At 30.0% G+C, this 15,403-nt stretch carries 11 protein-coding genes and 1 pseudogene; 10 read left to right on the forward strand and 2 right to left on the reverse strand.

The annotated features are described in order from the left end of the window. Positions 1 to 168: 168 nt before the first annotated feature. The 10 genes and pseudogenes from Q73A0000_RS15485 (at position 169) to Q73A0000_RS15530 (ending at position 10,832) form a co-directional block, all read left to right on the forward strand. Positions 169 to 3,441: a DEAD/DEAH box helicase gene (locus Q73A0000_RS15485; protein ID WP_193811821.1), complete on the forward strand. Its 3,273-nt coding sequence runs from the start codon at positions 169 to 171 to the stop codon at positions 3,439 to 3,441. 31 nt (positions 3,442 to 3,472) lie between these two features. Beyond that, the gene (locus Q73A0000_RS15490) at positions 3,473 to 3,964 is read left to right on the forward strand and encodes a hypothetical protein (protein WP_193811822.1); all 492 of its coding nucleotides are present in this window, start codon (positions 3,473 to 3,475) and stop codon (positions 3,962 to 3,964) included. 26 nt (positions 3,965 to 3,990) lie between these two features. Then, positions 3,991 to 5,169, forward strand: a complete 1,179-nt coding sequence (locus Q73A0000_RS15495) for a hypothetical protein (RefSeq protein WP_193811823.1) — start codon at positions 3,991 to 3,993, stop codon at positions 5,167 to 5,169. After that, positions 5,169 to 7,430, forward strand: a complete 2,262-nt coding sequence (locus tag Q73A0000_RS15500) for a hypothetical protein (RefSeq protein WP_193811824.1) — start codon at positions 5,169 to 5,171, stop codon at positions 7,428 to 7,430. Before Q73A0000_RS15495 ends, Q73A0000_RS15500 begins: the two co-directional genes overlap by 1 nt. 66 nt (positions 7,431 to 7,496) lie before the next feature. Next, positions 7,497 to 7,683 (forward strand): annotated as a pseudogene (locus Q73A0000_RS15505) (helix-turn-helix domain-containing protein); the annotation flags it as partial. 109 nt (positions 7,684 to 7,792) lie between these two features. Beyond that, positions 7,793 to 8,011, forward strand: a complete 219-nt coding sequence (locus Q73A0000_RS15510; RefSeq protein WP_193811825.1) for a hypothetical protein — start codon at positions 7,793 to 7,795, stop codon at positions 8,009 to 8,011. 546 nt (positions 8,012 to 8,557) lie between these two features. Next, a complete protein-coding gene (locus Q73A0000_RS15515) occupies positions 8,558 to 8,827 on the forward strand; it encodes a helix-turn-helix domain-containing protein (RefSeq protein WP_244140760.1) in 270 nt (89 codons plus the stop codon). Between the two features lie 526 nt (positions 8,828 to 9,353). Then, on the forward strand, positions 9,354 to 9,566 hold the full coding sequence (locus tag Q73A0000_RS15520; protein WP_193811827.1) for a helix-turn-helix domain-containing protein: 213 nt from the start codon (positions 9,354 to 9,356) through the stop codon (positions 9,564 to 9,566). After that, entirely contained in the window at positions 9,563 to 9,898 is a 336-nt protein-coding gene (locus tag Q73A0000_RS15525; RefSeq protein WP_193811828.1) for a HipA N-terminal domain-containing protein, read from the forward strand. The genes Q73A0000_RS15520 and Q73A0000_RS15525 overlap by 4 nt, the downstream gene beginning before the upstream one ends. After that, positions 9,891 to 10,832, forward strand: a complete 942-nt coding sequence (locus Q73A0000_RS15530) for a HipA domain-containing protein (protein ID WP_193811829.1) — start codon at positions 9,891 to 9,893, stop codon at positions 10,830 to 10,832. Before Q73A0000_RS15525 ends, Q73A0000_RS15530 begins: the two co-directional genes overlap by 8 nt. A gap of 393 nt (positions 10,833 to 11,225) precedes the next feature. Here the strand turns inward: Q73A0000_RS15530 and Q73A0000_RS15535 are convergent, their stop codons facing one another. Together Q73A0000_RS15535 and Q73A0000_RS15540 are read right to left on the reverse strand one after the other, a co-directional pair. Further along, the gene (locus Q73A0000_RS15535; protein ID WP_193811830.1) at positions 11,226 to 14,003 is read right to left on the reverse strand and encodes a T9SS type A sorting domain-containing protein; all 2,778 of its coding nucleotides are present in this window, start codon (positions 14,001 to 14,003) and stop codon (positions 11,226 to 11,228) included. A gap of 3 nt (positions 14,004 to 14,006) precedes the next feature. Beyond that, positions 14,007 to 15,350, reverse strand: coding sequence for a T9SS type A sorting domain-containing protein (locus Q73A0000_RS15540; RefSeq protein WP_193811831.1), 1,344 nt, complete (start codon positions 15,348 to 15,350; stop codon positions 14,007 to 14,009). Between the last annotated feature and the right edge of the window lie 53 nt (positions 15,351 to 15,403).

Below are 15,403 nucleotides of genomic sequence, written 5' to 3' on the forward strand. Positions count from 1 at the left end.
CTGCCTCTTTTGAGGGATTTTTTTATAAATACGAATATATTGAAAACTTTAACAATAGTTAAGCTTTGAAAAGCTAATTTTATAAATGTTAAAAAAATAGTATAATCATTTTGATAAATTGTCAAAATGATTGAATTATAGTATATTTAAGAAAAACTAAAAACATCAATGAAATTTAAATTACCCAAATTACAAAGGGAAGAAAGATTAGGAAGTACAGCGAAAAAAAACCTTATAATTCATTTAATCTCTGAAACTATAGAAAAAGATTTTTGCTTGGTGTCATTTCAAAGAGGAAAAGTTATTTTAAAGGATAATAATAATGTCGAGTACTATGTTACAACTGATAAAAATGATATCCCCAAAGATAAAGGTTTTGTACTGTTATCTAAAAGTTTCCTTAAAACAGATGCTGAAAGCGGAAATATTAAATTTCTTAAATGGTTGAAACATCCTGATAATATTGATAATTTATCAGGTGCTGTAGTGAATTCCTGGAAAAACACATTCAATTTTAAAGAGGAAGATATTGAAAGTAATACAATAGGATTGCGTAAACCACAGATTGGTGCAATTCATTCTATTTTAGGACATTTGACAAATGCTACTGAAATTGCAACAGTTGTACTACCAACGGGAACTGGTAAAACGGAAACAATGCTATCCGTATTAATAGCTAATAGATGTAGTAAGCTTTTAGTTACCGTACCATCTGATGCTCTAAGAAGTCAATTAGCCGGAAAATTTTGTGATTTAGGTTGGTTGAAAAAACTTGATGGTGAAGGAAATTCAATTGTAAATACTTCTGCTAAATATCCAAAAGTAGGAATACTAAATACAGGTTTTAGCAATGAAGGAGAGCTAAATCAATTTATTGACAAATGCAATGTAATAGTTTCTACAATGGATTTATTGACATCAATGTCAATTCAACAGAAAAGCACATTAACTGAAAAGTGTTCACATTTATTTGTTGATGAAGCGCATCACTCAAAAGCCAAAAGCTGGAATAAATTCATCAAATCTTTTGATAAAAATAAAGTGGTGCTTTTTACAGCAACACCATATAGAAATGATGGGCAGCTTCTCGATGGAAAAATTATATATAATTTTACTCTTCGGGAGGCACAAGAGCAAGGTTATTTTAAAGAAATTGATTTTATTCCTATAAGAGAATATGATCAAAAAATCGCAGATGTCAAAATTGCAGAAACAGCTGTAAATAAATTAAGAGAAGATCTAGCAAATGGTTATGAACATATCTTGATGGCGAGATGTGAGGATAAATATCGTGCAGATGACGTTTTTGAAATCTACTCACAATATGCAGACTTAAATCCTGTTAAAATATATTCTAATCTAAAGGGTCAATCAAATATTAAACAAAATATAGTAGATAAACAACATAGGATCATTGTTTGTGTTGATATGCTTGGAGAGGGATTTGACTTGCCTGAATTGAAAATTGCAGCATTCCACGATGTAAGAAAGAGCTTGCCAATAACTTTGCAATTTGCAGGTAGGTTTACACGTACGAATAAAGATAATAATTTAGGTAAAGCGAGTTTTATTGCAAATCTTCATCAGCCAACTTTAAGTGATGAACTAAGTTTACTTTACGCAAAAGAATCGAATTGGAATTCCATATTACCAACTTTAAGCTTACAAGCTACTCAGGAACAAATAGACCTACAAGAATTTTTAGCAGGATTTAGTCACTTGGATGAATCACTAATTCCATTTCAAGAAGTCCGTCCAGCCTTTAGTTCGGTGGTTTATCAAAATCAAACAGAGGGTTGGCATCCAATGAACTTTAAGAAAGGCATAAAAGGATATGAAAATTATGATTACAAATTTTTCGATTTGAATAGAGAGAAAAAGGCATTGATTGTTTTTCTAGGAAATAAAAAACCTGTTGACTGGGGTAGTTTTAAAGACGTTTATAATATCGAATGGGATATTTATATAATTTACTGGGAGCAATCAAAAAATTTACTATTTATACATTCCTCAGATAAAGGAAGTCTTTATAAAGAATTAGCAAATGCTGTTATTGGTGAAAGCTCTCTACTAATAAAAGATGAAGAGGTCTTCAAAACATTTTATAATATTGACCGGGTTCGACTTTTTAACTTAGGGCTAAGAAAAGGTCTTGGAAAAGATATCACTTTCCAGTCTTATTATGGAAAAGGTGTACAAGAAGGACTTTCTCTGGCTGAAGAAAAGTCAGGTATTAACAACAATGTTTTTGGCGTTGGGTTTGAGGATGGAAATATGACTTCAATAGGATGTTCAAGAAAAGGAAGAATCTGGTCATATTCTAGAGGAACAATAAATCAGTTCTTGGATTGGTGTGACGGAATAGCAGTTAAATTGGCAAACCATGAAATTGATCCTAACAATATTTTATTTAAAAACTCGATAAAACCAGTTAGGATTTCCGTGAGACCAAATGCTTATCCAATTTCAGTAGATTGGCATCACGAAATCTATAAAACAATCGAAGATAAAGTTGTTTTTACAATTAACGGAATCGAGTGTGATTTATCAACTTTGGAGCTCAATACTTTTAATCCTGATAATGATAATCCGTTGTGCTTCTCTTTAGACACTGAAAATGAGAGTATTGCTTTTCAATTAAATTTAAATGAAACTACTGTAAATGGTAGTAAATTATATAGTTTTAGTATAGTAAAGACTTCTACTATTGATGCAAATGTAAAAATGGGATCAAGAAATTTTTCAGTAATTGAATTTTTTAATGAATTGCCACCCAAATTTTGGTTTCACGATGGAGCATTTTTGCAAGGAAATGATTACGTCAAATTTAATGAGCAAATACTTGATTTTCCCACAGATGAAATTGAAACTTGGGATTGGAATGGAGTTAATTTAAATAGTGAATCTGAGGGATTTTCGAATTTAAATACCAATTCAATTCAGTTTCATTCCATTGAAAAATTAATTCAGGAAAATTATTATGATTTAATTTTTAATGATGACAATAAAGGAGAAATAGCAGATATTGTTGCAATTAAAAATAATGAAAATGAAATTATTATTGATTTATTTCATTTGAAATTTGCTACGAACGGATTAGTGTCAGGTGAGATTAAGAACTTCTATGAAGTTTGCGGTCAAACACAAAAATCTTTGATTTGGAAATATAAAGAGAATGTAGAACTCTTCAATCATTTAATAAAAAGAGAAGATAAAAAACAAAAAATTGGACAAACCCGAATTAGAAAGGGAGATATAGAATTATTAGAAAAATTACTTTTTGAAGCCAAATGGAAGAAAGAATTGAAATTTCAAATTTATATTGTTCAGCCAGGATTTTCTAAAGTAACTGCAACACCGTCAATTTTAAATTTATTGGGAGTTACAGCAAATCATCTAAAGAAAGAAGGAGGAATTGACTTACGAGTAATTTCAAGCTAATTTAACTATTAATAAAAAACTAATAACCACTATGAATTTTCTATTATTTGGGGGTCAGCCTGATTCAGGTAAAACTTCAACAGTCACAAGATTAACAAACTTGTTACTATCTACACCATTTTCATTTACAATTGCTGATGGTATATTTCCTCCAGTAGGAGGAACAGATTTTTTAATTCTATTGCGTAGAATTGTAAAAGGACAAAGTCAATATGTTATAGTAAGCTCACCAAGCGATGATGCAGCAGCTATAAATAATTTAAGAGATTTTATCATTAAGCATAGTAGTGATAAAATAATTGATATTATTATAAGTAGTGTAAGAGATATTGATTGGGAAAGAGGTTATTTCTTTACCACAATAAAGATAAATCCTACAGATGTAAATGTGTTTGAAATTCCTTTGGCACGGGTTACAAGAAGACATTCTTCTGGACTTTTTGCCCCTGCAATAAATTGGTATGAGACTACAGTAGACAGGCTCGTTAATTTTATAATAACAAATCCTCCTTTTAATCTGTAAATTAAGTATCATTTAATAAGAAATCAATGACTGAAATAACAATACATAAAAATATCACTCCAAATAAAGTGGAGGATTTATATAAAAAATATATAAATAACCAGGGTGTGAGCAATATACATCTTAAAATTCCAGGTTCATTAAACAAATATACCTTTGGATTATTGGGAGATTTGTTGAAGTTTATTATAACGTTAAATAGTAAATCAAAAATCCAGACATTAATGCTAGATGTAGATAATGAAAATCTAATCAGTTTTTATGATCAAGAGTATGCTTATCCTATAATTTCATTATTGTGGAATACATCAAATTTCACTGATAAAAATAATGTAAATATTAAAGATAGCTTAAGAGAAAAGCAAAATGAATTTTTCATAAAAATGAATTCGTTAGCTAGGATAAAGGGCAATAAGTATATTTTGACTAATACGGATCATCTTTCAAAAAACAAGGGTTTAATCAGATTACTTGAAAATCCTGATGGCTTCAATGATGATGAGGATCAAATTAAATATAGTGTGAAGAAAATTTTTAATGAGTATGTTTTGACCTTTAATAAAAGCAATAAAGTCGAGATTGAGAACCTTATCGAAGATATTGGTGCAATAGTTTATGAGTTAACAAAAAACACTTACGAATGGGGCAAAACAGACCAAAATTTAATTGAGATCCCAGCGAGTATACGTGGAGTTTATTTTAGATTTCATATAAATAATAGTAAAAAAATATTGGAAGAGTTTGAGGAAACACCTATTCAATCTTTTTTTCAACACCCATTTATTTTAGAAAACTGTATAAATGATCAAAATCAAATTTATTATTTAGAAATTCTTGTATTTGATTCTGGAGTAGGATTTATCGATAAATTTATTCAAAAAGAAGATTTAACTGATTTAGAGGTTATTAAAAAATGTCTTGTAAAAAATCAAACTTCTTCCACCTCTAACCTTAAATCGAAGAAAGGTATAGGATTAGACCGTATTTTAAACATATTAAATAAAAAAGGTTTTGTGAGAATTTCAACTGATAAGTATTGTGTTTATAGGGATTTAATAAAAGATAATTACAAACCTATTGACGTAGAAAAACTAAAGGATTTGAAGCTTGAAGATTGGAATAATGATAATTTCAAAACAGATAATATCACTAAATCGAGAGGTTCTTATATCAGTATTCTATATCCATTTAAAAGCAATAGATAATGGGGAAATTCTACATTTTCAACTCAAATATTGAAGATAAAAAATATAAGAGTGCTACAATAATATTTAATCCAAATATCGAATTTGATTTTGGCGCTTTAAAAAATGAATTAACGGAACATTTTCGAGATTTCCATCAAACGAATGCTCTTGTTTTTCTTCATTGTTCTACTGTTTCTTCAATAGATTCCCACTTGAAAGATAATCTTGATAAGATATTTAGAAGTATTCCGAAAGCAGAAGAAAATTCACTTGTAGAGAGTATTTTTTATGTTGGCTACAATAAATTAGATTTTATCTTTTCAAAGAAAGATAGCTTTCTGAGAGAAAATTTTAAGGAAATAGTTAATCAAGGATTAGCAAATATTTTTATATCAAATGGAGGCCTAGTAGAAAGTAATGGTGTTTCTCATCATTATGTTTTTCCATCAGGAAAACATTCAACCAAATTTTTAAGAACAGCAAATGTATTAGTGCAAAAAAATGAAATTGATTTTATTGGATTAAATCTTTTGCATTTATTTAAATACGCCGAAATTAAAAATATTTATTGTGACACATTATCGATAAATGTAATTGGGTATTCTATGGGGCAATACCTGAAAAGATATGAGAACAGAGACGATTTTAATATAGAATCTTTTAAATCTTACGATGGTATATTTAGTAAAAATACAAGATTCTATAAAGATTCTATTTTTTTAATATCTGCATCCACTTCGGGAGGTTTAGTTCATTATTTGAAAGAAAATCATCCAGAAATAGACTCGAAAAATGTTTGTATCCTTTACTATCTACCCATAGAAAAAGCTTCAAATCTTTCTCTAGAAAGAGTGCTTTGTAATTTAGAACGGAATGAAAAATTTAGTTACGGATTAGAAATTTATAAGCAATTCAAAGCAGGCGAAAAATGTTCATTTTGTGAGAATCAATCGACTGCAATCAAGATAGTTGGTGATTCCTTCAGTTTGGACGAACCTATTATAAATAGTAGGAATATTGTTGCAAGTAAATATATATCAAAGTCCTTGAAAGATTTTGTGGAGGTATTCAAATATAATGAGGAAACAGGTACTTCTTTAAAAGTTTCTTTTAGTGAAGATACTATTAACAGAAAAAAATACAACTTGTATATTGATTACGAGAATATTATTAAAAATATTGAAAAGAAGCAATATGAAAATCACAAAAATAAGATAGATGCATTTGTTAATCAATATGTACCAGCATCATTAAAATATATTATTCATTTAAACGATAAGGGTTCAGAGTTATTAGCAAAGTATATCTTAGAAAAGACAAAATGCTTTTCTAAGAATTCTATTGAAGTTATAAATCACTCGGAACTAGCTGATAAAAAGATTCTTGAAGACGAATCTGGCTCCATTTTGATTGTGGCCTCTTGTATCACAAATGGAAAAAACTTACTTTATTTAAGTAGGTTTTTCAGAAACTACAATAATATCCGGCTTATCTACTTTGTTGGAATCAATAGAATTAGTGATTCTGACAAGCATAAAGAGCTTAAAAGTAATATTAAATATGGGTTGTATGGAGCCGAAAATAGTTCATTTGTCGAAATAGAAACTATTAATTGTGATAATTCTAATTTCCAAACACCTTGGGAAATCGAGTTAGACCATTTGAGAGAAATTCAAGAAGGTTTGAATGAACCATCTAGTTTTATAAAAGACAGAATAACAACAATAACTAACTTTTCAAATAAGGAATTCAAAGGGGGCTCAGAAAAAATCTTTTATCCTGACATTTCAGGAAATGAGTTGAAAATCCGAAAAAATTCAGCTTTCTTTAATAGTAATGATTATTTTGGAAATGTATCTCAGTCGGATGTCTATTTTACTATTTCTTGTGTTTTAAACAATATGAGAAATAATAGAGTTGACGGTCTTTATCAAACTAATTTTGTGAAAAATTTACTTGATCCATTTATTTTTAATCGTTTCAATGATGGTGTTATTCAAGCTGCAATTCTTCGAGCAGCAAAAAATGATGAACTAAACTATTCATTTAGTCGTAAAAATTCTGAAGATATGTTAATGCTTCTAAAAACTTTTGCCAAACATCGTGACGAATATCAAGGAGAGGCATTGTTGGAGTTTCTACACGCCCTTTCTGTCGGTAAATTACGTTTGTTTAAAGAACATTATATTACATTGGTTGATGAGCTTAGTAAAATTGAAAATAAGTACATTCAAATTTTAATTAAGATAATTTTAAACGTTTATGAGAAGAGCTTATGAAGTTTAGAATCAACATATTAGTGTTAAAGAATTAGATAAAGGAAAACAAGTAAGTAATTCTCAAGAAAAGATAAACGTAAAGAAGCCAATCTTACCCAACAAGAATTTGCTGAAAAAGTAGGTGTTGCTTTAACAGTGGTTCGGAAAATAGAACAAGGAAAGTTAAATTTAAGTTTGGCAAAAGCGAACCAAAGTTCTTTATATGTTTGGCAGCAAATTAGTTCCTGCATCAATTAAAGATATTGATTTATGAGACTAGAAAAGTTTCTTACAAAATTTTGTAGCCGTATTACAAATTTAACTGATTCAAAACTATTAAAGTGCGGAAAATTATACTGATATTTAGAGCGAAATCATAACCGATGGATATACAAAGTCCAATAGAAATATATCAAGCCAATGATGGTTCCACTCGAATAAATGTGCAGTTTGAGAAGGAAACGGTTTTGCTTATACAGGCACAAATGGCAGAACTGTTTGAAAGAGATAGAACTACAATTACTGAACATATAAATAATGTGTTTACTGAAGGAGAACTTGTAGAAGAAGTGGTATGTCGGGATTTCCGACTCGCCACATAATATTTTTGCTACAAAAGGAAAATAACGATTGGTTCAACTTGTGCAAAAACAACACAAGTTCAAAAAATTGTAATAGTATTTTCTACTAAACTTTATATAAATTGAAGAAAACCGATATTTACATTGCATTTTTTAAATTGCGGACATTTAAAAACAAATAAAAATTCATCATACTAATGATGGCTGTACTTAAATAAATGTACAATTTGAGTAGGGAACGGTTTGGCTTACGAAATCACAAATTGCTGAACTGTTTGTGAAAGACAGAATAGTTATTGGAAGGCATATATAAAATGTTTTTATTGAAAATGAATTAGATGAAAATGTGGTTTGTGCAAATTTTGCACAAACCACTCAACACTTTGCTATTAAAGGAAAAAGTATTTTTAAAGAAGAGGAACTTAACGAAAATGCAACTTGTAATGATTTCTTACAAGTTCGAAATTCTATGTGCATTTGTAATACTATAATGTTAATTATTAACAATATAACTATTTAATTACTACTATAATGGTATTTATTTCTTTAGCAAAAACGCAAAAAAAATTGGTTCAAAATATTCGTGAACGGCGATTATTGATGGAGCTTACACAAGAAGGATTGTCAGAAAGATCAGGCGTTCCTTTATCTACATTGAGGAAATTTGAGCAGAAAGGTCTAATTTCTTTAGATTCATTTTTAAAAATACTTTCTGTAGTAGGAGGTTTGGAGGAAATAATTAACGTTTTAAAACCAATTAAGCCCAATTTTAAATCAATTGATGATGTTCTAAAATCAGAGGATAATATCACTAAAAAAAGAGGCAGCAAAAAATGATTACAGAAATAAAAGTTGGATTAAATTTTGGTTCAGATATACAATCTGTTGGACATTTGGCTGAACAAAATGGAATCATCTATTTTTAATATGCTGAAGATTTTATGTTCATCGCTTCGAGTAAACCCGATAAAATGGAAACTGATAAACGATTGGTGATAAGTGTGTTGAATCGGAATAAGCAAACAAATTTAAAGTGTCCAATAGCAGTAAATTTGATTATCAAATTTACTGCTATTGGACTGGATATACAAATAAGAAAACGTTTTGTCGCAAATATATCCAATATTTGCGACAAAATAATTAGAAAATAGTGATGTAACGTATTAACATTTAAAAAGTTGTAAAAATTTGAAAACCGAACAGGGGTTCGCTTTTTCACATAGAATATTCTCTTAAAACTTACTCTAACAATTTCAAGTCTTTTATATCACATAACATATAAAATATACTCTTTAATTATTAATATACGCATTTACATATAATTTCATACATTTGTGCTAAATACTTGCAAAAGCATATAAAAATGTATAAAAATTTAGCGCAATTTACCAAAGATAAACGCAAAGAAGCCAATCTTACACAGCAGGAATTTGCTGAAAGAGCTGGTGTTGCTTTGACCGTAGTTAGGAAAATAGAGCAGGGAAAGGAGAATTTAAGTTTAGCAAAGGTGAACCAAGTACTTTTGATGTTTGGTAATAAATTAGCACCATTAATCTTAAAGGAAATTGAGAAATGAGACAAGGAAAAGTTTTCTATCAAAACGATTTAGCGGGAATAATCACAGAAACACCGGACGGCGAATACACTTTTGTGTACGATAAAAACTACAGTCAAAAATTCCCCAATCAAGAGATTACTTTTTCGATGCCAGTTTCAGAAAAAGTTTATAAAGATAAACGGCTTTTTCCATTCTTTGAAGGACTTATTCCGGAAGGTTGGCTGTTAGAAATTGCTGCAGAAAGTTGGAAGATTAATAAGAACGACAGAATGGGATTGCTTTTAGCATGTTGTCAAAACTGCATCGGTGCGGTAAGTGTTCAACCAATAAATGAAGACCAAAATGCTTAAAAAATGTTTATTTTGTTATGAAGAACTAGACTCTGAAGAAGATTTTCATTCTGCTTGCAGTTTAAAATTTTTTGGAACAAACGTAGCGCCTAAATTAAATTACACCATTGACGAGATGGAAGAATTAGCCCAAGATATCGTGGAAAGCTCTATTGCAGTTCCAGGTGTTCAGCCGAAATTATCTTTGGGCTTTATTAAAGACGTTTTGCAAAATGGCAGTAAAGGTAGATTAACAGTTGTAGGTGCGTTAGGAGGAAATTATATTCTCAAACCTCAAAATAAAACATTTCCAGAAATGCCGGAAAACGAACATTTGACTATGAAGATGGCAGAAATTTTTGCGATTTCTACCGTTCCTTCTTCTTTGATTCGTTTGAAATCGGGCGAACTTTCTTACATCACCAAAAGAATTGATCGCAAAGAAAATGGTGAAAAAATTCACATGCAAGATATGTTTCAAATTACAGAAGCATTCGATAAATATCGCAGTTCTTTAGAAAAAATTGGAAAAGCAATTACCGAATATTCCTCTAATACTTTGTTAGATATACTGCGATTTTATGAGGTAGTACTATTTTCATACATCACCGGAAATAATGATATGCATCTCAAAAACTTCTCTTTAATTAAAAATAATGAAAATTGGGAATTTTCACCCGCTTATGATTTGTTGAATGTACATTTGCATTTACCAGAAGATAACGAGGAAACTGCCTTAACTCTTGCAGGTAAAAAAAGCAGATTAACTAAAAAGGATTTTATTCAGTTAGGGTTGAAATTTAATCTTACTGAAAAACAAATTAGCAATTCATTCAAAAGATTGAAAAAAGGAGAAAAAAAGATGTTGACTTTAATCGAAAAATCATTTTTAACTTCAGAAAATCAAGAAAATTATAAAGCGATGATTAGTAGTAGATTAGATGTTTTTAGTTAAAAATCCATGTAGTATTCAATACCTTATTTGTACCATAAAATCATAAACATTTGATTTTCAGTACCCGTTATTTTTGAAGAAGTTAAGTAAATAGTAATAATCAACGATTACAAATAATTGCAAAACCGCAGTAAACTTAGTGTTACTGCGGTTTTTTTGTGTTTATCGATTACTAATCGTTTTTTTTGGATTGGAAACTATTAATCGAAATGCTTGATGATGACATATAGTTAACTTTGTTAAACGAACATCTTCTATAACATATCTAAGTAAACCCACTCTCAAAATAATCTCTGAAAATTAAAAATTTTTGTATTTTAATAATACCAGAACTGAGTTACCTTTCCAAATCTAGGTTTTAAAAAAAATGTATGAGATCTTGCTATATTTTTCTTAATTTTTTATTATTTTCTCTACATATAATGAAGTGGTCGTAAATATCTTTACATAATAAATAGATGAAGGAAGTCCTACTACAGAAATGGTAGAAAAGTTTTTAGATTGTTCGCGAACAATTTTGCCAGATAAATCTACTATTTGAACCTTTGTTAATTTTTCCAAATTCTTTGTTTGAGCACTAAAGTAATTAGAAACTGGATTTGGTGCGATAATGATATTATTAATATGACTTTCTGAATTATTTTCTACATTTAAAAAAACAGGCAAGTTTTCATTGACAATATATTGGTGGTATTCTGATTTATTATTATATCCGGTAAAATATAGTGAAGTTCCATCTGACCCAACATTTGAATATACTGCATTCAGTAAATTGTAATTTTCCAGCACGTCAGTATTTGAAGCAGTAATATTAAATGTTACATGTTTATTTTGATTACGAACTCCATTAGTCCGAAATAAACCTGGCGTATAGCCCGAATCTGAATAATAAACTCCATATAAAAAACCTTGGTGACATGTAATATCATTTCGATATATATTTTTTGATATTTCATAGGTACCCGCTGTTTCCCCATCCGTCCTCCAAAGGGTTTGGCCAAGTATAAATAAACTGTTACCACATTTTGTGAACATTTGTTTTGGACCTTTTTGAATTCCAATATTACCGTACGTACTTAAAGTTAGGGAACGAATAAATTTGGTACCACTCGCAGTGCCATCTGTATTGTACAAGTGGTACAACGCTGAGTTATCTGCTAAAAAATAGAGTTTATCTTTATAATTTTCGGCGTAGAATGTTACCACATAATCAGTGAAGCTTTTGATTAATGTTGGTGTTGGCAATGTTTCATCATATGAATAAACATCAAATAATTTGGCATTAATATTCGCAGATTTAGAGAAAATCAATTTCTCATTTACGACACCCAAAATTTTGAGAGATTGCAAATTGTCATAAGGAAATTCGATCTTTTTGACGGTATTTGCGGTAGTCCCATCTGTTGAGTAAATGGCTAAGTGTTGATTTTCATCGTAAAAGACAAAATATAATTTGTTGTTTAAAATAGCACCATTATTATGACTAATGTAAGGAGCGTTGATGTTTTCCAATATTAGTTCAGGCGTAATTTTACTGTTTTCTAATTTATAAAGACCTAGTTTGCCTTCGCTTCGGGCTAAATAAAGAAGCGTAGAATCGTTAAATTTAAAAACATCTAAAATGGTCTTATTAACTGAGAAAAAGTGGGAATTAGGTTCAGTACCATCTGATTTATAAATGTAACTATTGCTAAAACTGTAATAATAATCTCCAACGACTAATGTTCTTTCTTGTTCACCCCATGTGTTTGTTAAATTGGTTACTTGTTTTTCTTCACCGGTCGATATTTTTCGCGTAAAAATCTGTCTGTTGGAATTGTTATCTGTAACTGCAGTGAAGAATAAATTATCCCCAATTGTTTCATAACCAAAAGGATTGCTACTAAATCCAAAATTTACATCCGCGGTAATTTTTTCAGTTTTATCAGTAATATTATATTTGAATATTTCGTCTCCATTTTTTCTTGTATTTCCTCGGTAGTAAATATAATTTCCGATCTCTAAATATTCTGAGTTGCCATAAACCGTTCCTGTATTTAATCTATTGGCTATTTCGTTTCCAGTGGTGATGTAAATTTCATTTGTATATTGAATTGAAGATTTTAAAAAAAGAAAATTTTCTTTGTCGCTTTTTGTTAGATAACTTAAAGATGCATCATTGTCACCTAATTGATGGGGTTGGGTGTTTTCAGCGGTACCGTCACTTTTTATAAAGTTTGTTGTAGTATCAAGATATATTGCGTTTTTAAAGACAAAAATTGTTTCTATCGTTTGTGGAATATCTTTAACTAAAATCGTGTTTTGTGCAGTTCCCCCGCTTTTCCATAACTTATTATCCTTAGTGTAAAAGAAGAGCTCATCATTAAAAAGAACTCCATTTAAAGTCAGTGCATTTACGGTGTTGAGAAATACCGTTCCGTCAATAGTACCATCGGTTTTCCATAAACCTACAGCATTGTTACTTCTTGCAACGAAATAAAGATTGCTGCCGACTTTCACCATTTTAAAATTGCTGTAATTTTCGGTGCTTGTTTTCTGAAAGATTTTAAAGGGTTTTGTTCCCATTACGGTCCCATCTGAAACCATTAATGTATCTGCGTCGTAATTGTTTTGCCAGTAAAAAAGTTTACCATCCAAAATATAATATTCGCTACCGTAAAAAGTATCGCCAATTGCCAGCGTTCCTACATCGGTACCATCGGAACTCCATAATTTGTAATCTATTATTAAAAACATCTTTTCGGCACTTACCTTTATTTCAATTGTTGAATAAGATGAACTGGAGTTATAAAGGTGTTTCACTAGTTTAGTACCTTCTGCGGTGCCATCGGATTCCCATAATTGATTATTGAGTTCGTTATAATTGGTGGCTATAAAGTAGATCTTTCCATTAAATTTCACAAGGTTACTTTTTATACTTGTAAAGTTTTGAGCTACGAAACTTTTTATAACTTTTGATTTATCTGTTGTGGTATTTAGAGAGTAAAGCTCATTACCGCCAAATTCTTTCGACCGAGAAGCCGAAAATAGGAGATCTCCATTATTTTCAATTAAAAATCTAGGACTGCTACTTGCAGAAAAGTTCTGAACATTAAATTTTGCATTAAATGTATCTTGACCATAAGTGGCTTGTAAAAAAAAGAGACTTAATAATAAATAGATATTTTTCATATTTTATTTCTTGATAAATTTAAGGGAGATCTCACTTTTGGTCCCTTTTAGTTTTAATACGTAAGGTGATGCAACAAGAGTAGAAACATCAATTTTATTGTTAGATTGCACTTTACCTTTTCGTACTGTTTTCCCGGAATAATCAGAGATCATATATTCGGCATTAATGTGATTATTCTGCAGGCTTATGAAATCTAAAACAGGATTTGGGTAGATTTTTTCTCTGATTATATCTGATTCATTTATAGCTAAAATCGGAGTAGTATTATAAATGATATTTATGCCGCTTGTATAAGAAAATACTAAATCTTTCAAACCATCATTATTTAAATCACCGATGGATAAACTTTGAGTATCAACAGAATTATTATAAGGCATATAGCTATTGCTGATCAATTTATAATTGTTATAATTCGAGGAAAATATACTATAACTATTGTATCCAGGATGTCCTATAATTATTTCATTTTTGCCATCATTGTTTAAATCTGCAATTTCAATTGTTCCAGAATTACCGTACACTGGATAAGAGATATAGCTGTAGAAAATATATTGGTTAAATGAGGGGTAATAAACATTGATTTTTGAGTTACCACTGATGTTAACATTGGAAACAAGATCAGTTAAACCATCTTGATTCAGATCGCCGACTGCAAAATCATTCATCCAGTTATTAGAATAAGTAGCGACCGGAGCATCAAAACCACCCGTCGATTTCTGCAAAAATGTATAAAGAGTTGCCCTCCCAGGATTAGAAAATATTAAATCATTTAATTGGTCATTATTGATGTCTACTATTTTGAATTCCGTAAAACCATTTTGCGGATAATCATGTGAAGTCAAGACAAAAATGCCTGCTTGCGTTTGACTCAAGTAATTAACTTGATTATAGGTCACCAGTACAATATCGTTCTTTTGATCATTGTTGATATCGCCGATCCTTATTACCCCGCAAGATGTAGACATTTCCACTTCCTGTCTCGGCATAAATCCTCCCGCAGGATTCTGAAAAATAATACTATACTTTGTACCATGACTTATCACTAAATCATTTAACCCATCTTGATTTAAATCCCCTACATCAAAAGAATTTGCATAATAACTATTTAAAGAAATATTTTGTACTGGACCTAAACTGCCGTCTTCTTGTTGATAAAAAATTCCAATCATACCACTGTCACTTCCAAACTTCACAATAAGATCATTAAGACCATCATTGTTCATGTCTGCGATCAAGGTTCCAGTTGGCTCCTTTTGTGAAGGAATTGTTACGTAGGGTGCAAAAGTTTGGCTGTAAATAAACTGAACCGAAAGGAAAAGGAATAGAATAACTTTGATTTTTAACATCTAAAAAATTTAAAAATTTAAAAATTTAAAAAAATCCCACATTAGGCGGGAAA

Source organism: Kaistella flava (ex Peng et al. 2021) (assembly GCF_015191005.1).
Lineage (GTDB): Bacteria > Bacteroidota > Bacteroidia > Flavobacteriales > Weeksellaceae > Kaistella > Kaistella flava.

Bases quoted from the DNA above. Each gene is read 5' to 3' on its own strand.
- Q73A0000_RS15525 (WP_193811828.1), top strand. From the start codon at position 9,563: ATGAGACAAGGAAAAGTTTTCTATCAAAACGATTTAGCGGGAATAATC.
- Q73A0000_RS15495 (WP_193811823.1), top strand. From the start codon at position 3,991: ATGACTGAAATAACAATACATAAAAATATCACTCCAAATAAAGTGGAG.
- Q73A0000_RS15510 (WP_193811825.1), top strand. From the start codon at position 7,793: ATGGATATACAAAGTCCAATAGAAATATATCAAGCCAATGATGGTTCC.
- Q73A0000_RS15490 (WP_193811822.1), top strand. From the start codon at position 3,473: ATGAATTTTCTATTATTTGGGGGTCAGCCTGATTCAGGTAAAACTTCA.
- Q73A0000_RS15530 (WP_193811829.1), top strand. From the start codon at position 9,891: ATGCTTAAAAAATGTTTATTTTGTTATGAAGAACTAGACTCTGAAGAA.
- Q73A0000_RS15540 (WP_193811831.1), bottom strand. From the start codon at position 15,350: ATGTTAAAAATCAAAGTTATTCTATTCCTTTTCCTTTCGGTTCAGTTT.
- Q73A0000_RS15535 (WP_193811830.1), bottom strand. From the start codon at position 14,003: ATGAAAAATATCTATTTATTATTAAGTCTCTTTTTTTTACAAGCCACT.
- Q73A0000_RS15485 (WP_193811821.1), top strand. From the start codon at position 169: ATGAAATTTAAATTACCCAAATTACAAAGGGAAGAAAGATTAGGAAGT.
- Q73A0000_RS15520 (WP_193811827.1), top strand. From the start codon at position 9,354: ATGTATAAAAATTTAGCGCAATTTACCAAAGATAAACGCAAAGAAGCC.
- Q73A0000_RS15500 (WP_193811824.1), top strand. From the start codon at position 5,169: ATGGGGAAATTCTACATTTTCAACTCAAATATTGAAGATAAAAAATAT.